Origin of the sequence: Brevundimonas aurantiaca (assembly GCF_904830995.1) — a bacterium.
Lineage (GTDB): Bacteria > Pseudomonadota > Alphaproteobacteria > Caulobacterales > Caulobacteraceae > Brevundimonas > Brevundimonas aurantiaca.
The window spans coordinates 1,866,407-1,889,091 of record NZ_CAJGVD010000001.1; the positions used below are offsets into that span (position 1 = coordinate 1,866,407).

At 67.6% G+C, this 22,685-nt stretch carries 26 protein-coding genes; 21 read left to right on the forward strand and 5 right to left on the reverse strand.

Features of this window, described 5'->3' with window-relative positions; translation table 11 throughout:
* Positions 1-226 precede the first annotated feature (226 nt).
* Both JMT67_RS09290 and JMT67_RS09295 read right to left on the reverse strand, forming a co-directional pair.
* Positions 227-1,558, reverse strand: coding sequence for an ATP-binding protein (locus tag JMT67_RS09290; RefSeq protein WP_035308677.1), 1,332 nt, complete (start codon positions 1,556-1,558; stop codon positions 227-229).
* The gene (locus JMT67_RS09295) at positions 1,555-2,208 is read right to left on the reverse strand and encodes a response regulator (protein ID WP_035308676.1); all 654 of its coding nucleotides are present in this window, start codon (positions 2,206-2,208) and stop codon (positions 1,555-1,557) included. The genes JMT67_RS09290 and JMT67_RS09295 overlap by 4 nt, the downstream gene beginning before the upstream one ends.
* A gap of 62 nt (positions 2,209-2,270) precedes the next feature.
* On the opposite strand from JMT67_RS09295, the gene dsbD reads away from it, so the two are divergent.
* From dsbD to JMT67_RS09345, 10 genes are all read left to right on the forward strand, one after another.
* Positions 2,271-4,169, forward strand: coding sequence for a protein-disulfide reductase DsbD (dsbD, locus tag JMT67_RS09300; RefSeq protein ID WP_224764426.1), 1,899 nt, complete (start codon positions 2,271-2,273; stop codon positions 4,167-4,169).
* Positions 4,166-4,960: a TlpA disulfide reductase family protein gene (locus JMT67_RS09305; RefSeq protein ID WP_035308673.1), complete on the forward strand. Its 795-nt coding sequence runs from the start codon at positions 4,166-4,168 to the stop codon at positions 4,958-4,960. Before dsbD ends, JMT67_RS09305 begins: the two co-directional genes overlap by 4 nt.
* A gap of 23 nt (positions 4,961-4,983) precedes the next feature.
* Positions 4,984-5,658 carry a DsbA family protein gene (locus JMT67_RS09310; protein ID WP_035308672.1) on the forward strand — a complete coding sequence of 225 codons (675 nt, stop codon included), beginning with the start codon at positions 4,984-4,986 and terminating at the stop codon, positions 5,656-5,658.
* An 8-nt stretch (positions 5,659-5,666) separates the two neighbouring features.
* A complete protein-coding gene (locus tag JMT67_RS09315; RefSeq protein WP_201463308.1) occupies positions 5,667-7,094 on the forward strand; it encodes a bifunctional metallophosphatase/5'-nucleotidase in 1,428 nt (475 codons plus the stop codon).
* Between the two features lie 11 nt (positions 7,095-7,105).
* Positions 7,106-7,723, forward strand: coding sequence for an SAM-dependent methyltransferase (locus JMT67_RS09320; protein ID WP_035308670.1), 618 nt, complete (start codon positions 7,106-7,108; stop codon positions 7,721-7,723).
* Between the two features lie 29 nt (positions 7,724-7,752).
* The gene (locus tag JMT67_RS09325; protein WP_052005017.1) at positions 7,753-8,277 is read left to right on the forward strand and encodes a DsrE family protein; all 525 of its coding nucleotides are present in this window, start codon (positions 7,753-7,755) and stop codon (positions 8,275-8,277) included.
* 99 nt (positions 8,278-8,376) lie between these two features.
* Positions 8,377-9,027, forward strand: coding sequence for a peroxiredoxin (locus JMT67_RS09330; protein ID WP_054764173.1), 651 nt, complete (start codon positions 8,377-8,379; stop codon positions 9,025-9,027).
* Between the two features lie 64 nt (positions 9,028-9,091).
* Positions 9,092-9,991: an MBL fold metallo-hydrolase gene (locus JMT67_RS09335; RefSeq protein WP_052005015.1), complete on the forward strand. Its 900-nt coding sequence runs from the start codon at positions 9,092-9,094 to the stop codon at positions 9,989-9,991.
* Positions 9,991-10,764 (forward strand): substrate-binding domain-containing protein, encoded by a 774-nt coding sequence (locus JMT67_RS09340; protein WP_035308668.1) that lies wholly within the window; start codon positions 9,991-9,993, stop codon positions 10,762-10,764. Before JMT67_RS09335 ends, JMT67_RS09340 begins: the two co-directional genes overlap by 1 nt.
* Before the next feature lie 35 nt (positions 10,765-10,799).
* On the forward strand, positions 10,800-12,293 hold the full coding sequence (locus JMT67_RS09345; RefSeq protein WP_201463309.1) for a L,D-transpeptidase family protein: 1,494 nt from the start codon (positions 10,800-10,802) through the stop codon (positions 12,291-12,293).
* Positions 12,294-12,296: 3 nt separating this feature from the next.
* Here JMT67_RS09345 and JMT67_RS09350 read toward each other — a convergent pair whose 3' ends face one another.
* From JMT67_RS09350 to JMT67_RS09360, 3 genes are read right to left on the reverse strand one after another with little or no spacing between them, the layout of a single operon-like run.
* Complete coding sequence (locus JMT67_RS09350; RefSeq protein WP_054764176.1) at positions 12,297-12,692, reverse strand: cupin domain-containing protein; 396 nt, start codon at positions 12,690-12,692, stop codon at positions 12,297-12,299.
* Positions 12,693-12,717: 25 nt separating this feature from the next.
* A complete protein-coding gene (locus JMT67_RS09355) occupies positions 12,718-13,137 on the reverse strand; it encodes an ArsR/SmtB family transcription factor (protein ID WP_054764177.1) in 420 nt (139 codons plus the stop codon).
* Positions 13,134-13,793, reverse strand: a complete 660-nt coding sequence (locus JMT67_RS09360; RefSeq protein WP_054764178.1) for a peroxiredoxin — start codon at positions 13,791-13,793, stop codon at positions 13,134-13,136. The genes JMT67_RS09355 and JMT67_RS09360 overlap by 4 nt, the downstream gene beginning before the upstream one ends.
* Before the next feature lie 104 nt (positions 13,794-13,897).
* Between JMT67_RS09360 and JMT67_RS09365 the strand changes: the two genes are divergently transcribed.
* From JMT67_RS09365 to JMT67_RS09415, 11 genes are all read left to right on the forward strand, one after another.
* On the forward strand, positions 13,898-14,839 hold the full coding sequence (locus JMT67_RS09365) for an MBL fold metallo-hydrolase (protein WP_054764179.1): 942 nt from the start codon (positions 13,898-13,900) through the stop codon (positions 14,837-14,839).
* A 12-nt stretch (positions 14,840-14,851) separates the two neighbouring features.
* The gene (locus tag JMT67_RS09370) at positions 14,852-15,286 is read left to right on the forward strand and encodes a YeeE/YedE family protein (protein ID WP_054764180.1); all 435 of its coding nucleotides are present in this window, start codon (positions 14,852-14,854) and stop codon (positions 15,284-15,286) included.
* A complete protein-coding gene (locus JMT67_RS09375) occupies positions 15,283-15,702 on the forward strand; it encodes a DUF6691 family protein (RefSeq protein WP_197273334.1) in 420 nt (139 codons plus the stop codon). The genes JMT67_RS09370 and JMT67_RS09375 overlap by 4 nt, the downstream gene beginning before the upstream one ends.
* A gap of 29 nt (positions 15,703-15,731) precedes the next feature.
* Complete coding sequence (locus tag JMT67_RS09380) at positions 15,732-16,154, forward strand: TIGR01244 family sulfur transferase (RefSeq protein ID WP_201463310.1); 423 nt, start codon at positions 15,732-15,734, stop codon at positions 16,152-16,154.
* Entirely contained in the window at positions 16,151-17,428 is a 1,278-nt protein-coding gene (locus tag JMT67_RS09385; RefSeq protein WP_035308651.1) for an NAD(P)/FAD-dependent oxidoreductase, read from the forward strand. Before JMT67_RS09380 ends, JMT67_RS09385 begins: the two co-directional genes overlap by 4 nt.
* A gap of 8 nt (positions 17,429-17,436) precedes the next feature.
* Positions 17,437-18,231 (forward strand): sulfite exporter TauE/SafE family protein, encoded by a 795-nt coding sequence (locus JMT67_RS09390; RefSeq protein ID WP_054764183.1) that lies wholly within the window; start codon positions 17,437-17,439, stop codon positions 18,229-18,231.
* 9 nt (positions 18,232-18,240) lie between these two features.
* Positions 18,241-19,668: a cytochrome ubiquinol oxidase subunit I gene (locus tag JMT67_RS09395; RefSeq protein WP_201463311.1), complete on the forward strand. Its 1,428-nt coding sequence runs from the start codon at positions 18,241-18,243 to the stop codon at positions 19,666-19,668.
* Positions 19,658-20,659: a cytochrome d ubiquinol oxidase subunit II gene (gene cydB / locus JMT67_RS09400; protein WP_035308644.1), complete on the forward strand. Its 1,002-nt coding sequence runs from the start codon at positions 19,658-19,660 to the stop codon at positions 20,657-20,659. Before JMT67_RS09395 ends, cydB begins: the two co-directional genes overlap by 11 nt.
* Positions 20,659-20,787: a DUF2474 family protein gene (locus JMT67_RS09405; RefSeq protein ID WP_137721941.1), complete on the forward strand. Its 129-nt coding sequence runs from the start codon at positions 20,659-20,661 to the stop codon at positions 20,785-20,787. Before cydB ends, JMT67_RS09405 begins: the two co-directional genes overlap by 1 nt.
* Entirely contained in the window at positions 20,784-21,269 is a 486-nt protein-coding gene (locus JMT67_RS09410; RefSeq protein WP_054764186.1) for a methyltransferase family protein, read from the forward strand. Before JMT67_RS09405 ends, JMT67_RS09410 begins: the two co-directional genes overlap by 4 nt.
* A gap of 315 nt (positions 21,270-21,584) precedes the next feature.
* Complete coding sequence (locus JMT67_RS09415; RefSeq protein ID WP_052004684.1) at positions 21,585-22,682, forward strand: alginate export family protein; 1,098 nt, start codon at positions 21,585-21,587, stop codon at positions 22,680-22,682.
* Positions 22,683-22,685: the final 3 nt, after the last annotated feature.

The window sequence follows — 22,685 nt, forward strand, 5'->3', positions numbered from 1 at the left end:
AATCCCATAGCAGAAACCCGGTCGGAAATCTCCCGACCAGCGGCCGCTGAGCCGCCGAAAGCCCTAGCCCAACTTAGTGAGCCAGCAGTGGGGTGCGTGCGGGCTATCCTCGCTGTGCGACCAGCAGCCGTTTGCATCAGCAGACGCTGGAGGTGAGAACATCTAATGTCCGCCTCCGATCCGCGATCGGCCCCGAGCTCACCCTTTCGGCGTGCCGAGATCGTTGTTAGTCGGTCAGCGTGCTAGGCTTATGCATCGACCCCGAAGCCTCAATAGCAACTATCACCTCGACACGGAGACCGCCTCCTGGTGAGCGCAAGAACTGCACCTGTCCCCCATGGGCCTTCACTGTGGCGAGGACGATAGAGAGGCCCAGACCGCTCCCTCCGGAAGGTGCATTGGCCGCACGGAAGAAGCGCCTACCCAGCCGATGCAGATCCGAGAAGGCCACGCCCGGGCCGTCGTCCTCGACGATTAAACGCCCGGAAGTCGGGTCGTAACTGATCACGACTGAGGATGCCGCATGCGCCTGCGCGTTGGCGAGGAGATTGGCAGCCGCTGCCTCGAAGCGATCTGGATCCACGTTAAGCAGCGCGTCACCTTCAACGATCGACACCCGATCATCGCCTTCCGCTCCTGCAAACAGCGACCGAAGCGTCACCCAGCGGCGATCTTCGTCGCTAACCGGCATCTCGTCCTCGCGCGCCAAGACGAGAAGACCTGTGACGAGGCGGGCAGTGCGATCGACAGAGGTCTGGATCTGCTCCAGCGCGCGTCTTCGAACGGCCGTATCCGAAGACGACGCCGCAATCTGCGCCTGGACGCGCAGGCCTGCCAGAGGCGTACGCAATTCGTGCGCGGCAGCGGCCGTGAACTCGGCCTCGCGACGTCGCGCTGCGCCAAGGCGTGACATCAAGTCGTTCAGCGCCAGGGCGAAGGGACGGAGTTCGCGGGCGTCCGGCGATACGTCCAACGCCGTCAGATCTTCCGCATCCCGTACCGCAAGGCTGCGGGTCATTTGTCGAATAGGGGTCAGCCCCCGCCCTACCGACCACCAGATCAATACGCCAAGCACCAGCAGACCAAGGACCGCCGGACCGATCAAAGCGGTGACGACATTGCCGACCAGGTGCTCGCGAACGGCCAGATTGTCCCCGACCATGACCCTGAAACCGGCATCACGATCATGCACCGTGTAGACGCGCCAGCGCTCGCCCCGGATCGTGCGTTCTGAAAAACCGTCGCCCCCTTCCGACAACCGCTCCGCAGGCGCGCTTTGGGACCGACCAATCAGATCGCCTTCCAGCGACCAGATCTGGCAGGAGAGCTGACGGTCGTAGACATCGGCGGCCCCGCTTTCCGGAGCCTGCATCGCCGGGCGCACGCTGCCGGCCTGCATCAGGGACGAGACCATGCGGGCCGACTCCATCAGGCGCCGGTCCAGCACCCGTTGCACCTCGGCCCGGGTCTGGATCTCGACCCAGACGACCGCGCCGCCCCAGACGAGGGCGGTCACGAGCGCGAGGGTGGCGAACAGACGCAGGCGGATCGAGCTCATTGCAGGGTGTATCCTACGCCGCGGACGGTGCGGATGAAGCCGGCTCCCAACTTGGCCCGGAGATAGTGGATGTGCACTTCCACCGCGTTAGAGCCGATCTCCTCCTGCCAACCGTACAGGCGTTCTTCTAGCTGACTGCGCGAGAGGACCTGTGCAGGCCGTTCCATCAGGGCCTCCAGGATGGCGAACTCACGTCTCGAAAGGGGCAGGTCCCCCTCTTCACGCCAAGCCAGACGCGACTGGGGATCAAGGGTCACCCCGCCGTGGCGCAAGGCGGGCGCCGAGCGCCCAAGCAGGCGACGCCGCACCGCGCGCAGTCGCGCCGCCAGTTCGTCGAGATCGAAAGGCTTGCCGACATAGTCGTCCGCGCCGGCGTCCAGACCCACAATGCGGTCCCGACTGTCATCGCGCGCCGACAAGACCACCACGCCGACATCCATGTCGCGCTCGCGAACGAAACGCAGCACCGAAAGGCCGTCGCCATCAGGAAGACCCAAATCCAGCACGACCGCATCGAACGCCGAGCTTTCCAGCGCCGCGAGGGCGTCCTCGACCCGCCCGACGACTTCGACCGTCCAGCCGCAGGCGCTGAGCCCGACCTGGAGGCCGTCGGCGAGAACGGGATCATCTTCTATGGCGAGCAGTCTCATGCGGCGTGAGGTGGAAGTTGCGGCTTAAGCCTGACTTAAGCTCGTTTGCCGACGAGATGGCCATGAGGTTTTTCCGCCGACTGTTGCCCGCCGCTCTCGCGATCCTGTCCTTCACCCTTCCGGGTTCGGCATTGGGTCAGGCTCCGCTATCGCCTGACAAGGCCTTCTCCCTGACGGTGACGCGTGAGGCTGACGGCGACCTGGCCTTCGCCTGGGACATTGCGCCCGGCCATTATCTCTATCGTGACCACACCGTCGCCAGCACGCCGGGCGGGAAAGCATCGCTGCCTCTGGAGCTTGCGACCGGCGAAACCAAGGACGATCCGGGCTTTGGCGTCGTCGACGTCTGGCATGACGAGGGTCGCGCGACCCTATCGGCGCAGACCCTGACGCAGGTTGGCGGCCCGACGTCGGTCAACATCACCTACCAGGGGTGCCTCGAGGACTCGATCTGCTACCCGCCGATGACGCGGACAGTGGACGTGCCGACCCGGCCGCAGTCCGAGGTTGCCGCTCGGGAGGCCGATGCGCAGACCGCTCAGGCCGCCGCTCTGCTGGCGATCCAGGCGCCGGGCGCTGCACCCACACCCGCACTCGCGAGTGATGAGGGCGCGTTGGCGCCTCCGCCGGTCGCGCCATCGCCGGCGGTCATCCCGGACCCCAGCCCGGGCTTCGTCGATCGCTTGGCGCTGCAGGGCGGGGCCACCTGGGTCCTGCTCGCCTTCTTCGGTTTCGGCGTGCTTCTGGCCTTCACGCCCTGCGTCTTTCCCATGTACCCGATCCTGGCCGGCGTCATCGGACGCGGCGTGGACGGGCGCGGTACGCGCCGAGGCCTGATGCTCTCGGTCGCCTATGTGCTGGGCCTTTCCGTCGCCTTCGCCCTGCTGGGCGTCGCGGCCGCCTGGTCCGGACAGAACCTGCAGATGGCGCTCCAGTCGGTTTGGGCGATCGGCGCTCTGGTTGTCGTCTTCGTCGTTCTCGCCGCGTCCATGTTCGGCGGCTTCGAGTTGCAACTGCCCTCGGCCTGGACCAGCCGCCTGTCCCGCGACAGCGGTGACGGACGGCGGTCCCTGCCCTCAGCCGCAGGTCTGGGCTTCGTCTCCGCCCTCATCGTGGGCCCTTGCGTCACCGCGCCCTTGGCGGGCGCCCTGCTCTATATCGCACAGACCGGCGACGTTGGGCTGGGCGCGGCGGCCCTGTTCTTCCTGGGCCTGGGCAAGGGGGTGCCCTTGATCGTGTTCGGCACGGTCGGCGCGCGCTTCCTGCCCAAGGCTGGGCCGTGGATGGACCGGGTGAAGATGCTGTTCGGCTTCATCTTCCTGGGCATGGCCTGGTGGCTGGCCGGCCGCATCCTGCCGCCGAGCGCGACGCTGGCTTTCGGCGCGGCGCTGGCGCTCGGTCTGGCGGCGGCTCTCGGCCTGTTCCAGCCGCTGAGCCCGAATCTGAGAAACGGCGTCGCACGTGTCGCTGGCCTGGCGGCCGCGACCTGGGGCCTGTTGCTGCTGGTCGGCCTCAGTCTCGGGGCGGACGACCCGTGGCGTCCGCTTGAGCCCCTGGCGCGGCCCGCTGGAATCTCAGCCGCCGCGCCGGTCGAAACCGCAGCGGTCGTGCTGGATCAGACGGCGCTCGACCGCGCCGTCGCCGATGCCGCCGCGCGCGAACGTCCCGCCCTGGTCTATTTCACCGCCGACTGGTGCGTCAGCTGCAAGGTGATCGAGCGGACGGTGTTCGAGGACCCCGCGGTCATCGCCGGCCTTTCGAACACCGACCTCATCAAGGTCGACGTCACGCGCAGCACGCCCGAGGCGCGCGCGCTTCTTGAGCGGCACGGAGTGATCGGACCGCCGACGATGATCTTCCTGTCGCCCTCGGCGACCGAAGCGCCGGGCAGCCGACTGATCGGAGAGATGTCGGCCCAAGACGTCGCCTCCGCCCTGCAGAGCGCCGGAGCCGCCGCATGAACGCCATCACCCTGGGCCCGCTCGTCCTGTCGGGCGAGCGGTTCGCCATCATCGCCGGCGTGTTCGTCTTCATGATCGGCGTCGGGCTGTTGGCCAGCCGGGTCAGCCCGCGCTTCAACCTGTGGAGCACGGTCCTAGTCTTCGGCGGTCTGGCGGTCGCCCGCCTCGGTCACGTGGCGACGCACTGGGAGTATTTCGGGGCTGACCCGTGGCGGGCGCTCGCGGTCTGGCAGGGCGGATTCAGTTGGATCTGGGTCGCGCCGGTCGTGATCCTGGCCACCATTCTGCTGCTGCGCACGACGCGCGAACGCGCCTGGGCCATTGCGCCTGTGCTGGCCAGCGCCTTGGTTTGGACCACCGCCCATCAGTTGGCCTCGGCGACGCAGCCCATGGCGCCGCCCGCCCTGACGCTGGCCGCGATGGACGCACCGGCGATCGACCTTTCGGCGCCGATCGATCGGCCTACGGTGATCAATCTCTGGGCCACCTGGTGCCCGCCCTGCCGGCGCGAGATGCCGGCTTTGGCCCAGGCCGAAAAAGCCCATCCGAATGTGCGCTTCCTCTTCGTCAACCAGGGCGAGGGCGAAGCCGGCGTTCGGGCCTTTCTGCAGAGCCAGGGGCTGGCCCTCGACCATGTGCTGTTCGACGAGGCCATGGCGCTGCCCCGCCACTACGGTACGGCCGGCATTCCGGTGACCCTGTTCCTCCACGCCGACGGCCGTCTGGCCAAGGCCCACATGGGGGAAATCGCCCCCGAACAGATCGCGACCGAAATCGCGCGTCTGCACTGACCCCCTCGCCTCACGGAGCTTCCATGAACCGCACCTTCGCCCCTGCCTTCGCCGCCGTCCTGGCGCTCGCCGCCTGCGGCCCGGCCGACGCCGACAACGGCGCGGCGCCCGCCAGCCCTTCCGCCGCCTCCGGACAAGACATGCCGCCCATCGCCCAGGTCGGCTTCAATGACCTGCTGCGCGATCCCGCAGCGCCCTTCATCGGCGCCGAGAACGCCGATGTGACCATCATCGGCTTCGTCGATTACAACTGCCCCTACTGCAAGAAGATGCAGCCTGAGATCGACGGCCTGCTGAAGGCGGACACCAAGGTGCGCGTCCTGTACAAGGATTGGCCGATCTTCGGCGACGTCTCGGAGACCGCCGCCCGGACCGCCCTCGCCGCCGCCTATCAGGGCAAGTACGAGGCCGTCCATAACGCCTTCATGCTGTCGCCGTCGCGCATCGGCGACCAGGCGGACATCACCCGTCTGGTCCAGTCGGCCGGCGTGGACATGGCGCGCCTGAATCAGGACCTGGCCGAACACCGCGCAGACATCGACGCGGTGCTGGACCGAAATGGTCGAGAAGCGGCGGCCCTGGCCCTGCAGGGCACGCCCGCCTTTATCATCAACGGCAATCTGATCCCCGGCGGCATGCCCCAGGCGCAACTCGAAGCGGTGATCGGTCGTATCCGCTCCGGACAACCGCTGCGCTGAAGCCGACCATGACCACCCTGACCCTGCTCCAGCTGAACGACCTCCACGGCTATCTCGAGCCGCATCCCGAACTGGTGCGCACCGAAGGCGGCTGGCGGTTCGAACGGCTGGGCGGGGTCGCCCGCATCGCGCGCCTCTTCGAAGAGGCGCGCGCCGAAGGTGCATGCCTGACCCTGGACAACGGCGACACCTTCCATGGCACGCGGGTCGCCGTCGCCAGCCGGGGCGAGGCGCTGGTTCCGATCATGAACGCCCTGAAGATCGACGCCATGACGGCGCACTGGGAGTTCGCCTATGGCCCGGCGGGGTTCAAGGCGTTGGCGGCGGGACTGGATTATCCCGTCCTGGCCGCCAATGTCTTCCGCAAGGATGACGGCGCGCCGGAGTTCGACGGGCGGTGGGTGTTCGAGCGCGGCGGTCTGAGGATCGGCGTGATCGGCCTGGCCTGCCCCATCATCGACAAGACGATGCCCCCCGCCTTCTCTGAAGGCGTGCGGTTTGAAATGGGTGTGGCCGAAGCCCGCGAGCAGCTGCACCAGCTCCGCGAGGAAAAGGTCGATCTGGTCGTCCTGCTGTCGCACCTGGGCTTTCCGCAGGATCTGAAGCTGGCCGCCGAAACGCCGGGCATCGACGTGATCCTGAGCGGTCATACCCATAACCGCCTGCACGAACCGGCCCGCGTCGGCGACACCCTGATCATCCAGTCCGGCTGCCACGGCGCCTATATCGGCCGGCTGGATCTGGAGATTGCAGAGGGCCGCGTGTGCCTGCGGCGCCATCGGCTCATAGCCGTGGACGCTGGCCCCGAAGACGATCAAGTCGCCGGCTTGGTGGAGATGGCCCTGGCGCCCGAGCGCGAGCGTCTGGCGCGCATCGTCGGCCGCACCGCCATCCCCCTTCACCGCTACGCCATGGCCAGCGCGCCGATGGACGACGTCCTGCTGGCGGCGGCGGCGCAGGCGGCGGGCGTGGACATCGCCTTCTCCAACGGCTGGCGCTACGGCGCGCCCGTCGCGCCGGGTCCGGTCACTCTGGGCGACCTCTACAATATGGCGCCGATGAATCCGCCGATCTCACGCACGACGCTGACCGGGGCCGAGTTGCAAGCGATGCTGGAAGAAAATCTGGAGCGCACCTTCGCCGCCGACCCGTATGAGCAGATGGGCGGCTACATCAAACGTTGCCGGGGTCTCACGGCCTTCGTGAAGCTTGAGAATCCCAAGGGGCTGCGCCTCGACCGCCTGCTGGTCGGAGACCGCCCTGTCGAGCCGGAGGCGGACTATCTGGTGGCCTTCGTCACCGCCCAAGGGGTGCCCGAACATTACGGGCGAGACCGCCGGACGCTCGACATCGACACTGTGGGCGCGCTTGAATCCTGGTTCGCCGACCATACGCCTGGCGAGACCGATCTGCCCGTCAGCGTCCTCATCATCTGAAGGAACACCTTATGGACTCCGTCGCCGCCCGCGACTTCTGGAACAGCCGCTATGACCGCCAGGACTATCTGTTCGGCGAGACGCCCAACGCCTTCCTGGCCGCTCAGATCGCGCGGCTCCAGCCCGGCATGACCGCTCTGGCGGTCGCCGACGGCGAGGGCCGAAACGGCGTGTGGCTCGCCGAACAGGGCCTGGCCGTCACCACCACGGATATCGCCCCGCGCGCGGTCGAGAAGGCCCTCGCCCTGGCCGAGCGACGTGGCGTCACACTGGACGCCCAGGTGGCGGACTTCGAGACCTGGGGCTGGCCGCAGGGTGCGTTCGACGTCGTGGTCGCCGTCTTCATTCAGTTCGCCCCGCCTCCCCAGCGCGACCGACTTTTCGAGCGTATGAAGGCGGCCGTGAAGCCTGGCGGCCTGGTCCTGTTGCAGGGCTATCGGCCGGAACAGATCGCCTATGGCACCGGCGGTCCGGGGCAGGTCGAGAACCTCTACACCGAGGCGCTGCTCCGCGACGCCTTCGCCGACTTCGACATCCTGCATCTGAAAAGCCACGACAGCGACGTCTCCGAAGGCGCCGGCCACAGCGGCCGGTCCGCCCTGATCGATCTCATCGCCCGCCGTCCCTGACCCCCAGCGCCCGCACACCGGAACCCGCCATGAAAACCCTCGTGATCGCCCTGTCCTTGGCCGCCTCCCTGGCGGCCTCCCCGAGCTTCGCCCAGGCTGTCTCAGGCTTCGGCGGCTTCAAGCCCCTGCCCGAGGCCGGCGAACAGCCGGATCCGTCGCGCATCTATCGGGTCATCTTCGACGTGTCCCAGGGCGGTGCGGACGACAGGCCGCTGAAGGGATTGGATCGCGTCGCGCGGCTGGTGAATATGCTGGCGGCGGGCGGCGTGGACGCCGACCACCGTCAGATCGTGGTCGTCCTGCACGGCGCCGCCACCCCTGCAGTTCTCTCCGACGCCGCCTGGACCGCGCGCGGCAAGGGCGACGCCAACCCCAACAGCGCCCTGATCCGCGCCCTCATCGCCGCCGGCGTCCAGGTTCGACTGTGCGGCCAGGCCATGGCGGGGAACGGCATCGCGCAAGCCGATCTCGAAGCGGGCGTGAGCGTTGATCTCGCCGCCCTGATGACGGTCATCCACCTTCAACAGGCCGGATACGCCCTGGTTGTGAACTGACGGCTCGGCATAGGCGGAACCTTTCCTGAGCATAAGAACTATTAGTTTGCGTAAGTATTTATGTAATTGTTCATTGGGGCGTCTGAAGGAGATATCGACATGACCGGACTGCCCCGCCTCAACGAACCCGCCCCCGACTTTCACGCCCGCACCACGCACGGGGATCGCAGCTTGGCCGATTACCGCGGCAAATGGCTGATCCTCTTCTCGCACCCGTCGGACTTCACCCCGGTCTGCACGACCGAGTTCATCGGGTTCGCCAAGCATGCGAATGAGTTCGCCGCCATGAACTGCGAGCTCCTGGGCCTCTCGATAGACAGCATCTTCTCGCACCTAGCCTGGACCCGGAACATCAAGGAGAAGTTCGGCGTCGAAATCCCCTTCCCCATCATCGAGGATCTGAAGATGGAGGTGGCCCAGGCCTACGGAATGATCCACCCCGGGGCGGCCGACACCTCGGCTGTTCGCGCCACCTTCCTGATCGATCCGGAAGGCAAGCTGCGCGCCATGGTCTACTATCCCATGAGCAATGGCCGCAGCATCGAAGAGTTCGTTCGGCTGCTCACCGCGCTCCAGGCGTCCGACGCCAACGGGGTCGCGACGCCTGAGAACTGGCGCCCTGGCCAACCGGCCATCGTCCCCCCGCCCAAGGCCGCCGAGGCGGCCGAGGCTCGCGCTTCCGAGGGTTACGTCTACACCGACTGGTATTTCTCGACGCGCGACCTCCCCGACGCCCCGAAAGCCGCCTGATCGGATTCCGGCCGGACCTCGCAAGCGGTCCGGCCTTTTTCTTCGCAAACCAAACGGAGCCTTCATGCAGATCATCGACCACGGCGGAGCGCGCATCGCGGCGCTCCACGACAAGAAGACCGGCAGTTGGCAGTATGTCGTCTCCGACCCGGTCAGCCGCAAATGCGCGATCATCGATCCGGTCTGGGATTTCGACGAGAAGGCGGCGGCGACCTCGACCCGCAACGCCGACGCCATCCTGGACTACGTCAAGGCGGAGGGCCTGACCGTCGAGTGGCTGCTGGACACCCATCCCCACGCCGACCACTTCTCCGCCGCGCCCTTCCTCAACGAGAAACTGGGCGCGCCGACCGCCATCGGCGAAAAGGTCATCGGCGTCCAGAAGCTGTGGAAGGACATCTACGGCCTGGACGACGACTTTCCGGCCGATGGTCGCCAGTGGGACCGACTCTTCAAGGCTGGCGACACGTTCGCTGTTGGCGACCTGCCGGCGCGGGTGATGTTCTCACCGGGGCACACCATGGCCTCCATCACCTATGTGATTGGCGGCAACGCCTTCGTCCACGACACCCTGATGATGCCCTATGCCGGCACCTCGCGCGCCGACTTTCCGGGCGGCGACTCGAAGACTCTCTTCCGAAGCATCCAGGACATCCTGGCCCTGCCTGAAGAGACCGCCGTCTTCGTTGGCCACGACTATGGCCCGGATGGCCGCGAGCCCGCCTGCTTCAGCACCGTGAGAGAGCAGAAGGCGGACAACATCCATGTCGGCGGCGGACGCGGCGAGGCGGATTTCGTGCGGCTCCGCGACGATCGGGACGCCACCCTGCCCTTGCCGAATCTGATGCTCTACGCGCTTCAGGTGAACATCCGCGGCGGGGTGCTGCCGCCGGCCGCGCCGGACGGGCGCGTCTATTTCAAGATTCCCGCCAATCACTTCGCCCCACCCCAGGAGAATTCTTGATGCGCCCGTCCGCACTGACGCTGGCCGCCCTCCTGAGCGCAACGGCCCTGGCCGCCCACGCCCAGACGCCCGCCGATCCACTTCATGTCTACGGTCCCGGCGGCCCCTCCCCCGCCATGCGCGACGCCGCGAAGGCCTATGAGGCGCGCACCGGTCGCGCCGTGGCCGTCGTCGCCGGACCCACGCCCCAATGGCTGGACCAGGCCAAGGCGGATGGCGACCTGATCTTCTCAGGCTCCGAGACGATGATGACCGACTTCGTCAGCGCCCTGGAGGGCCGCATCCGCGCCGAGGCGGTCGAGCCGCTCTATCTGCGCACCGCCTCCATCCTCGTTCGGCCGGGAAATCCGGACGGCATCGGCGGCCTTGAGGATCTTTTCCAGCCCGATCGCCGGGTCTTGGTTGTCAACGGCGCGGGCCAGAACGGCCTGTGGGAGGACATGGCCGGTCGCACCGGCGACATCGCCAAGGTGCGCGCCCTGCGTCGCAACATCGTCGTCTACGCCCGCAACAGCGCCGAGGCCCGACAAGCCTGGATCGACGACCCGACGCTGGACGCCTGGATCATCTGGGGCATCTGGCAGGTCGCCAATCCGGACCTCGCTGATGTGGTCGAGGTCGAAGAGCCCTACCGCATCTACCGCGACGCCGGCGCCGTTGTGACAGAGACCGGCCGCCAGGACGCCGACGCCCAGCCGTTCCTCGACTTTCTGAAGTCCGACGAGGGGGCCGCCATCTTCGCGCGGTGGGGCTGGCGGACCGGCCAACCTTAAGCCTGCCTTAAGGTGAACCCTGCGGTGTCGGCGGCATGGTTGATCGTCGCTCCTCAATCCTGAACCGCCGACACCTGCTGGCGGCCGCAGCGGCGCCGCTCTGGGTCTCTACGGCGGCGCGAGCAGCACCCGCGCCCGCCGCCTTTGACATCACTGTTCTGACTACAGCCTTCTACGCGGCCCGCGGCGGACGCCCCGCCTGGGCGGGGTCCGCGCGCCGGCAAGCCATGGACGCCCTAGCTCTGGCGGACCGCCACGGGCTGTCGGCGCCCGACGGTCTCGCCCTTAGCGAAGCAGAACTGACCCAGGCCGTCCTGATCCTGGCTGAGGCGCTCGCCCATGGCCGGGTCGATCCAGCATCCGTCGAGACGCTCTGGGAGATGGATCGCAACCAAGTCGACACGCCGCCTCTCCTCGCAAAGGCGGTCGACGACGGAACACTTGCGGCGACGATGGCCGGCCTCGCACCCCAGGACCGCGGCTATCAGGGCCTGTGCGACGGCTTCCTCCGCTATCGCGCCATCGCCGACCGCGGCGGTTGGCCGCCCTTTGCCCTGGGCGCGACGATCGAACCATTTGCGTCCGACCCGCGCCTTCCCGCCCTCCTGCCGCGCCTTCGGGTGGAAGGCGATCTCAGCGACGCCGCCGCCGCGATGGTCGGCCCGTCTGGCGGTGAATACGGCTCCATTGTGCAAGAGGCCGTTCGGGCGTTCCAGGTGCGCCACGGTCTTGAAGCGGACGCCCGCATCGGCCCGGCGACCCAGCGGGCGCTGTCGATTTCGGCCGAGGCCCGTGCTCGCCAGATCGCGCTCAATCTGGAACGCCGCCGTTGGCTAAAGAGAGACGTCGCCCCGGAGCGGATCGAGGTGAACACCGCCGCCTCCATCATGGTCTACTGGAAGGACGGCCGGCCCGTGCATTCGATGCGGGTCGTAACGGGTGACGCCGACAATGCGACGCCCAGCCTCGAACGGCCCTTCGCCTCGGTCGTCGCCAATCCGCCCTGGACGGTGCCGACCTCCATCGCCCAGCGCGAGATCCTGCCGCGCGGCGCCGCCTATATGCGGGCGAACAACATGACGATTCAGAATGGCATGGTGGTTCAGCGCGCCGGCCCGAACGCCGCCCTGGGCCAGGTCAAGTTCGAACTTCAGGACAGCTACGCCATCTTCCTGCACGACACCCCGTCGCGGGGTGCGTTCGAGCGGAGCTTCCGCCATCTCAGTCACGGCTGCGTGCGGGTGCAGGACGCGGTCGGCTTCGCTCGGCTACTGCTCGCGCCCGACCCCGCAAGGCTCGCCCGATTCGACGCCGCGCTGGACAGCGGCGAGACCGTCCGGGTGGCGACCGGTCGGCCGATCGACGTGCGCCTGCTGTATTGGACGGCCTTTCTGGACGGCCAGGGCCGCGTCGCCTTTCGCGATGACATCTATCGTCGCGACACCCGTCTGGCGGAGGCGTTGGGTATCGCCTTGCAGCTGCCGCGGCCCGACGACCGGCGCGCCGATGCGGACGACGTCGGCCCCTGACGGTTATTCGGTCGTGCGGCCGTCGAAATGCTCGTGGTCGGCGGAGGCCTCTTCCACCGTGGCGTGAACCGTACCGTCGCGATGCTCCGGCGGACCATAAAGGGTGTAGAGCCGAAGCGGTTCGGACCCCGTGCTGACCACATTGTGGCGGGCGCCCCGAGGGACGATGACCCCGTCGTCCGCCTTCACGGCATGACGAACGCCGTCGATCCAGATTTCGCCCTCGCCCGCCTCGATGCGGAAGAACTGGTCGCGGTCGTCGTGGACCTCTTCGCCGATCTCCTGGCCGTGCGGAATGGCCATGAGGACGAGCTGCAGATTGTGGCCGGTGTAGAGAACGCGGCGAAAGTCTGTGTTCTCTTCCGTCAGACGTTCGATATTGTCGATGAAGCCCTTCACGAGAGTCTCCTGTGCGGGTTTGCCGTCAGCGCCGTGCGACGGCGGTGATGCGGGCGAATTGCGCCGTGTCGCCGCGCGCCGGCGTCGATGTGCGGGGCGCCGGGGCGGCGGCTCGCGCGCCGACCGCCTTCGCATCGCCGCAGAAGATTTCGTAGAGCATGCCCATGACCGCCTGGGCCCGGTCGTCGGCGATCGAATAGAAGATCGAGCGGGACTGACGGCGGGTCTTGACCAGGCCATACTGGCGCAGCTCAGCCAGTTGTTGGGATAGCGCCGGCTGCTTGATGCCAAGGTCCGCCTCGAGCTGGCCCACCGAGCGCTCCTCTTCGGCGATGTGACACAGGATCAGCAGCCGGTTGGCGTTGGCCAGCTGGCGTAACAGCTCTGCGGCCTCCGGCGCCTTTTCCTTCAACCGCTCCATGGCGGCCGCTTGATCGTCGGTCATGCGCGGCGCTCGCGATAGTACCAGGGCGCATCGCCGTCACCGTCGGCGATGGCGGCGTCCAGAGTGGTGGCGGCCGGCTCCAGCAGGGCGTCGCCGGGCGTCCAGCCCGCCGGCGTGGAGGCCGCCTCACGGTCAGACGTCTGCAAGGCGGTGACGAGACGCAGCAGCTCATCAACCGAGCGGCCGATGTTCATCGGGTACCAGCTGATGGCGCGCACCACGCCTTCGGGATCGATCACGAAAGTGGCGCGCACCGTCGCGCTGTCGCTTGAGCCGGCGTCCACCATGCCGAAGGCGTGGCCGATGGCCATGGAGGGATCTTCGATGATCGGGAACGGCACCTTCACGCCGAAGCGGCGGTAGATGTCCTTCAGCCAGGCCAAGTGCGAATACAGACTGTCGACTGACAGGGCCATCAGATCGCAGTCGATCGCCGCGAAGGCGTCGGCCTGTCGGGCCAAAGCCACGAACTCGCTGGTGCAGACCGGGGTGAAGTCCGCCGGATGCGAGAACAGCACCAGCCAGCGTCCACGGTAGTCGCTGAGGCGCTTTTCGCCCTGGGTCGTGCGCGCGGTGAAATCCGGCGCCGTGTCGTTGATGCGCAGGGCGCGCATCGCGGCGGTGTCGACGGTCGGCGCAGTGTCTGTCGTTTCCATGGCGGCAAGCTAAGCGCTTCACGCCCTTTCCGCTACATTAAAATACATACTTGTATGAACTATGAATGGGTATATGTGTTGAGTCACCGAAACGGAGACACGCCATGTCCTCGCCCATCCCCGATCCCGCCCGCGACCACGCCGCCGACATCGTGCGCGCCGCGCTCGCCGATCCCGCTCAACGCCCCTTGGTCAAATCATTCTTCGACGAGGCCACCTTCACCGTCAGCCATGTCGTGCGCGATCCCGGCTCCGATGTCTGCGCCATCATTGACAGCGTGCTGGACTACGATCCGGCTTCGGGCCGCACCACGCACGCTTCGGCCGATGCGCTCATTGATTACGTAAAATCCGAAGGTCTCACGGTTCAGTGGCTGCTCGAGACGCACGCCCATGCCGATCACCTGTCGGCGGCGCCCTATCTTCAGGAAAAGCTCGGCGGTCAGCTCGCCATCGGCCATGAGATCCTCACCGTCCAGGCGGTCTTCGGCAAGATCTTCAACGAAGGAACCGACTTCCGCCGCGACGGCAGCCAGTTCGACCATCTGTTCAACGACGGCGACCGGTTCGAGATCGGCGGGTTGAAGGCCACGGTCCTGCATGTGCCCGGCCACACCCCGGCCTGTCTGGCCTATGTCATCGGCGACGCCGTCTTCCCCGGCGACACCATGTTCATGCCCGACTACGGCACGGCGCGCTGCGACTTCCCTGGCGGCGACGCCCGGACCCTGTATCGCTCGATCCATCGCCTGACCTCCCTGCCGGACGAGGCGCGGGTCTTCCTGTGTCACGATTACAAGGCGCCCCCGGGCCGGACCGAGTTCGCCTGGGAGACCACCATCGGCGCCCAACGCACCGGCAATATTCATATCCGCGACGACGTCAGCGAGGACGAGTTCGTGGCCATGCGCACCCAGCGCGACGCCACCCTTCCCATGCCCAAGCTGATCCTGCCGTCGGTTCAGGTGAACATGAACGGCGGCCGCCCGCCCGAGCCCGAGGACAATGGGGTGCGCTACCTCAAGGTCCCGCTCAACGCGCTGTGAGACGAGCCCCCGATGCTTGAGCCCCTCCCCTTCATCTGGCCGCTGGCCGGCGGTCTGCTGGTCGGCCTGTCGGCTGGCCTCTATCTGCTGCTCAACGGGCGCGTGGCCGGGATTTCCGGCCTGACCGCCGCAGCGACCGGCCTGTCAAAAGGCGCGCCGCGCATTCTGGGCCTGCTTTTCATCGCCGGCCTGCTGGGCGGCGCGGCCCTGGCCTCGGCGCTGATCCGCAGGCCCGAGGTGCAGATCACTTCGGAGGTCTGGCTGCTGGTGCTCGGCGGCCTGATCGTCGGCTTCGGCACCCGCTGGGGCTCGGGCTGCACCAGCGGCCACGGCGTCTGCGGCCTGGCCCGCCTGTCGCCCCGCTCCATCGTGGCCACCGGCGTCTTCATGGCGGTCGCGGCGCTCACCGTCTTCATCACCCGACACCTGTTGGGAGGCCTGGCGTGAACCGGCTGATCGTCGCAGTCCTGTGCGGCCTGCTGTTCGGCGCCGGCATGGTGGTGTCCGACATGATCAACCCGGCCCGCGTCCTGGCCTTCCTGGATGTGACGGGCGCCTGGGACCCCTCGCTGGCCTTCGTTATGGGCGGGGCGCTGATCCCCTCCGCCATCGCCTATCTGATCCGCCGGCGCATGGAGGCTCCGGTCGCGGCTGACACCTTCCATGTGCCTGAGAGCCGCAACATCGACACCCCCTTGGTCGGCGGGGCCGTCCTGTTCGGCCTGGGCTGGGGCCTGGTCGGTCTGTGCCCCGGCCCCGCGCTGGCGGCCCTGACGACCGGCGCCTGGCAGGCCTTCGTCTTCGTGGGCGCCCTCGTAGCCGGCATGGCGCTGTTCCGCCTGACGCTCGACCGAAACGCCTGAACCAGAAAAGACCCTAGGGAGACAAAGCCATGGATATCCGCCCCCTGGACGAGGCCCTGTCCGCCTCGCCCCAGATCGCCCCGGAAGACCTGCCCGCCATCGCGGCCCAGGGTTTCCGGTCGGTGATCTCCAACCGACCCGACGGCGAAGAGCCCGGCCAGCCCAGCTCCGAAGATCTGCGCCAGGCCGCCGAGGCTGCGGGACTGGCTTTCGCCCATGTTCCCGTGGTCGGCGGCGCAATCTCCGACCAGGACGTGGCGGACTTCCGCGAGGCTCTGGCCAACCTGCCCCAGCCTGTGTTCGGCTTCTGCCGCACCGGCACGCGCACGACCACCCTGTGGGCGCTGGCGAACGTCGCCTCGATAAGCGCTGACGATCTGATCGCACGCGCCAAGAGCGCCGGCTACGACCTCGGCGCCCTGCGTCCCCGTCTCGAAGGAGCCGCGTCATGAGCGCCCAGTACGCCCCCCTGGAGTCCTGCGATGTCCTGATCGTCGGCGGCGGATCCGCCGGCATCGCCACAGCCGCCAGCCTCCTGCGTCGTCGCCCCGACCTTGATGTCCGCATCGTCGAGCCATCCGAACATCACTACTATCAGCCCGGCTGGACCATGGTCGGCGCCGGCGTCTTCACGCCCGAGCGGACCCGGCGCCGCACCGAGGACCTGATCCCCCAAGGCGCCCAGTGGGTGCGCGGCTCGGTCGCGGCTTTCGACCCCATCCACGATCGCGTCGAACTGACCGACGGCCGCTGGATCGGCTATCGCATGCTGGTCGCGGCGCCGGGACTGAAGCTGGACTGGGGCGCCATTCCGGGCCTGGCGGAAACGCTCGGGCGCAACAACGTCACCTCCAACTACGGCTATGAGACCGCGCCCTACACCTGGAAGCTGGTCCAGGCGATGCAGAGCGGTCGGGCGATCTTCACCCAGCCGCCCATGCCGATCAAATGCGCCGGCGCCCCGCAGAAGGCCATGTATCTGTCGGCCGATCACTGGCGCGACCACGGTCGAAACGACATCGAGATCGAATTCCACAACGCCGGCCCGGTGCTGTTCGGGGTCAAGGACTACGTTCCGGCCCTGATGGAATATGTCAGCAAATACCGCATCGACCTGAACTTCGGATCGAAACTGGTGGCGGTGGACGGCCCGGCGCGGATCGCGACCTTCGCCGTGACCGGTGCGGACGGTGAAGTTCGCCAGGTTCGGCGCGAGTTCGACTTCCTGCACGTCTGCCCGCCGCAGACGGCGCCGGACTTCATTCGCGAAAGTCCGCTGGCCGCCGAAAGCGGCTGGATCGAGGTGGATGACGCCACCTTGCGCCACAAGCGGTTCGAAAACGTCTTCGGTCTGGGCGACGCCTGTTCGGCACCCAACGCCAAGACTGCTGCGGCCGCCCGCAAACAGGCGCCCGTGGTGGCCGAGAACATCCTGTCGCTGCTGGACGGCCAGCCGATGCGGGCGGTCTATGACGGCTATGGCTCATGTCCGCTCACGGTCGAGCGCGGCAAGATCGTGCTGGCCGAGTTCGGCTATGGCGGCAAGCTCCTGCCCAGCTTCCCGAAATGGATGCTCGACGGGACCAAGCCGACCCGTCTGGCCTGGCATCTGAAGGCCCAGGCCCTGCCCGAAATCTACTGGCTTGGGATGTTGCGCGGTCGCGAATGGCTGGCCGGCCCCCACCACATCGAACCCGCCCCCCAGCTTCGCCCTGCTGTCGCCTGAGCCTGATCATGGACCTGTCTCCGCTGCAGTACGGCCTCGGCGCCGGCGCCGGCTCGCTCGTCGGCTTCACCCTGGGCCTGGTCGGCGGCGGCGGGTCCATCCTGGCCGTGCCGCTGATCGTCTATCTGGTCGGGGTCAAGGAGCCGCACCTGGCGATCGGCACCAGCGCCTTCGCCGTGGCCGCCAACGCCTTCGCCAATGTGATCAATCATGCCCGCCACGGCACGGTGAAATGGAAAATTGCCAGTCTGTTCGCGGTCGCCGGGGTGCTCGGAGCCTTTCTGGGTTCGAGCCTGGGCAAGGCCGTGGATGGTCAGAAGCTGCTGGCCCTTTTCGCCGTCCTGATGCTGGTCGTCGGGGTGCTGATGTTGCGGGGCCGCTCCGCCGGCGGAGACCCGAACGTCCAGCTTGATCGGCGCAATGCACCCAAGCTCGTCGGCACGGGCCTGGCCACGGGCGTGATGTCGGGCTTCTTCGGCATCGGCGGCGGCTTCCTTATCGTGCCCAGCCTGATGTTCTCGACCCGCATGCCGATCTACTATGCCGTCGGCTCTTCCTTGGTCGGCGTCACCGCCTTCGGCCTGACCACGGCCTTCAACTACGCTCTGGACGGCTGGGTCGACTGGCCCCTGGCGGCCGTCTTCATCGGCGGCGGCGTGCTGGGCGGTCTGGTCGGCGCACGGCTCGCCAAGGCCCTGTCGGGACAGAAAGGCGTCTTGAATACCGTCTTCGCGGGGCTGATCTTCGTCGTCGCCTTCTATATGCTTTACCGCAGCGCCGGCGCGCTCGGCTTGATCGGTTGAAACGCTTCCATGGAACTTGACGCCCTGATCCTGGCTCGGATGCAGTTCGCCTTCACCGTCGCCTTCCACATCGTCTTCCCGGCCTTCTCTATCGGCCTGGCCAGCTATCTGGCCGTGCTGGAGGCCCTGTGGCTGAAGACAGGGCGCGAGCTCTATCTGAACCTTTTCAAATACTGGCTGAAGATCTTCGCCGTCGCCTTCGGCATGGGCGTCGTCTCGGGTCTGGTGATGTCCTATCAGTTCGGCACCAACTGGTCGGTCTTCTCCGACAAGGCCGGACCCGTCATCGGCCCCCTGATGGCCTATGAGGTGCTCAGCGCCTTCTTCCTCGAGGCGGGCTTCCTGGGCGTGATGCTGTTCGGCCTGAACCGGGTCGGCAAGAAGCTGCACTTCCTGGCCACCCTGATGGTCGCCATCGGCACCTTCGCCTCGGCCTTCTGGATCCTGTCCGTCAACAGCTGGATGCAGACGCCGCAAGGCTACGCCATCAACGAGGTCGGCCAGTTCATCCCGGCCGACTGGTTCAAGATCGTCTTCAACCCGTCCTTCCCCTATCGCCTCGCCCACATGCTGCTGGCGGCCTACCTGACGACCGGTCTGGTGGTCGGCGCGGTCGGCGCCTGGCACCTCATGAAGGAGCGGACCAACAAGGGCGCGCGCAAGATGTTCGCCATGGCCATGGGCATGATCCTGGTCGCCGCTCCGGTGCAGATCTTCATCGGCGACATGCACGGGTTGAACACCCTGGAGCACCAGCCCGCCAAGGTCATGGCGATGGAAGGCCACTTCGAAAGCCACCCGGACGGGGCGCCGCTGATCCTGTTCGGCCTGCCCGATCGCGAGGCCGCCACCGTCCATGGCGCGGTCGAGGTTCCGAAGCTGTCGTCCCTGATCCTGAAGCATGATCCAAACGCGCCTCTGGCCGGTCTCGACACCGTCGCCCGCGCCGACTGGCCGCCGGTGGAGATCGTCTTCTGGTCCTTCCGCGTCATGGTGGGACTGGGCATGGCCATGCTGCTGCTGGGGCTATGGGGGTTGTACGCCCGCCTGCGCAGCCGCCTCTATGACGCCCCCTGGCTGCACCGCTTCGCCCTGATCATGGGACCGATGGGGTTCGTCGCCGTGCTGGCGGGCTGGATCACCACGGAGGTCGGCCGCCAGCCCTGGACCGTCTACGGCCTGCTGCGCACCGCCGACAGCGCCGCGCCCCTGGCGGCGCCCGCCGTCGCAACCTCCCTGGCCGCCTTCGCCGTGGTCTATTTCACCGTCTTCGGCGCCGGGGTCTTCTACATCCTGCGTCTGATGAGCCATGCGCCGCACCGGGACGAGCCGGGCGTGGCGGAAACCCCGATCCGCACGGCGGGCATCACCCCCGCCCCCGCCATCGACCCGGACCGCCCCATCCCGACCGGCGAGGAGACCGATCATGAGCGTTGATCTGACCCTGGTCTGGGCCGGCCTGCTGGCCTTCGCCGTCTTCGCCTATATCGTCATGGACGGGTTCGACCTGGGCGTCGGCATCCTGTTCCCGACACTGAAGGCCGGCGATCAGCGCGACAAGGCGATGAACTCGATCGCCCCGGTGTGGGACGGCAACGAAACCTGGCTGATCCTGGGCGGCGGCGGTCTGTTCGCCGCCTTCCCGCTCGCTTACGCCGTGTTGATGCCGGCGGTCTACACGCCGATCATCGCCATGCTGCTGGGGCTGGTCTTCCGGGGCGTCGCCTTTGAATACCGCTGGCGCACCGTGCGGGCCAAGCCCGTCTGGGATGTCGCCTTCTTCGGCGGCTCCCTCCTGGCCGCCTTCTCCCAGGGCGTCACCCTGGGGGCCATCCTGCAGGGGGTCGAAGTGTCCGGTCGCGCCTATGGCGGCGGCTGGTGGGACTGGCTCAGCCCCTTCAGCCTGCTGACCGGTGTGGCCGTCGTCGTCGGCTACGCCCTTCTCGGCGCCACCTGGCTGAACATGAAGACGGATGGCGCGCTCCAGACCCACGCCCGGTCCCAGGCCTGGAAGTTGGGGCCGGCGACCTTGCTGATGATCGGCGCGGTCAGCCTGGCCACCCCGTTCCTCGACGGCGAATACGCCCGCCGGTGGTTCGACTGGCCCGGCGTGCTTCTGACGGCCCAGGTGCCGTTGCTCGTCCTGATCGTCGCGGCCGCCTTCTTCTGGACCATGCGTCAGAAGCGTGAGGTCTGGCCCTTCCTGCTGTCGCTGGGCCTGTTCGCGGTGACCTTCGCCGGGCTGGGCGTCAGCGTCTTCCCTTACGCCGTACCCGACGAGATCACCCTCTGGCAGGCCGCAGCTCCCGCCTCCAGCCAGCTGTTCATGCTGGTCGGCGCCCTGATCCTGATCCCGATCATCCTAGCCTACACCGCCTACGCCTACTGGGTGTTCCGCGGCAAGGTCGGCGACGACGGTTACCACTGATGCGTCGCGGCTCCACAAACGGGCTCCGGCAGGGCCTCTGGTTCGTCGCGCTCTGGGCGCTGGGCGTGGGCGTCCTGGGCATCGTCGCCTATCTGCTGCGCGGCGTTCTCAAGCTGGCCGGGGGGTGAGCCCGCAGGCGCCGAACCGCTGGCCCTGGCCGCCGCTCATCACGGGCGGCGCCGTCCTTGTCGCGCTCATCACGGCGCGTCTGTGGTCCCCGCCCGCTCTCTTCCCCGGCGCCTTCGCCGCTGGCGGCCTCCTGGTCGGGCTCGCCCTTGGTTTGGACCTCTGGGCCATGCTGGTGATGCGGCGGTGGCGCGCCAACATCCTGCCGCACCGGGCGGCGACCGCTCTGGTCACGACCGGTCCGTTCGCCTGGAGCCGCAACCCGATCTATCTCGCCAACGGCCTGCTGCTGCTCGGCCTCGGCGGCCTGTTCGACAACGCCTGGTTCTTCGTGGCCGCCCCCGTCGCCGCCTTCGCCACCGACCGCCTCGCCATCCGGCGCGAGGAACGACACCTGACGGCCCTCTTCGGGCCAGCCTGGTCCGCCTACGCCGATCGCGTGGACCGCTGGTTTGGGCGGCGGATGCCGTCGCAATCACCTTAAGGCTGGCTTAAGCTTGGCCCGGCCTGTTGCGACAAAACGCAGCAGGAAACGACGATGGGAGACATCAAGAGGCCCGCGCCAACCACGGGAACGCTTGTCCGGTGCTGATGGGCCTCCTCATGAGCGGTGCGATCGCCGCCGCCGGGCAACCCACGGACGCCCAGGATAGCTGGCGCGTCTCCGGATCGGCGCGCGCGCGGGGAGAGACGCTGTCAGGCCAGTTTTGTCCGATGGCGGAGCCAAGCGACGCCGTCCTGACGACGCGGCTGACGCTGGCCGTCGAGCGGGATGTGGGTCACGTGACGTTCGGGCGAGGTGTTCGATTCGCGGGCGTTCGGGCAAGGTCCGCTGTCGTCGGTCGGCGTTGGCGAGGTCAATGCGCTGGAGTTGGTTCAGGCCTACGCCAAGATCCGTCTCGGCGCGCGACGTGAGCGGACACTGAAACTCGGCCGCTTCACCATGGATCTGGGTTCCAAGCGTTTCGTTTCTCGCCAGAATTTTCGCAACACCACCAACGCCTATACCGGCGCCCGTTTCGACACGCCCCTGGCCGACGGCGCGCTGACGGCCTTCTGGGTCATGCCGCAGGTGCGGTTGCCGGACGACAGGGCCGCCATCGAGGACAATCGGATCGCGTGGGATCGAGAGAGTTCCAACCTGCAGTTCGCCGGCCTGTTTTGGACTCGCGACCTCGGCCAGCGGCGGTCGCTCGACCTCTATGTCTACGGCCTGACCGAAAGCGATGACGCGGACCAGCAGACCCGAAACCGCCGGCTGGCGACGCCCGGCGTCCGTTGGCGCCATTCGCCGGCGGCCGGGGCGTGGGATGTCGAGGTCGAGGCGGCGGCCCAGGTCGGTCAGGTCCGGCGCTCGGCCTCGCCCGCAGACACCCAGGATGTGGATGTCAGGGCGGGCTTCATTCATCTGGAGGCGGGACGTACATTCGCCCACGACTGGTCGCCGAGACTCGCCGCCCAGTTCGACAATGTCACGGGCGATGGGGGACGGGGCGACTATGGCCGGTTCGACACCCTGTACGGCGCACGCCGCTTCGAGTTCGGCCCCGCCGGTCTCTACGGCCCGGTCTCGCGCGCCAACCTCGTGTCGCCCGGCGTTCGCCTCGAGGTAAAGCCCGACCGCAAGCTGGACGGCTTCGTCGCGGTGCGGGGCCTGTGGTTGGAAGACGCGCGCGACAGTCTGGGCGCGACGGGGGTCATCGACCCGTCGAGCGACAGCGGCCGCTTTGGCGGAACTCAGATCGAGGCGCGGGTCCGCTACAAGCTGACCCCCGACGTCACTCTGGAGACCGGCGGCGCCCGGCTCTTCAAGGGCGGCGCCCTGACCGATGCCCCGAACGCGCCGGCGACCGCCGACACCACCTACGGCTATGTGGACGTGACCTATGCCTTCTGACAG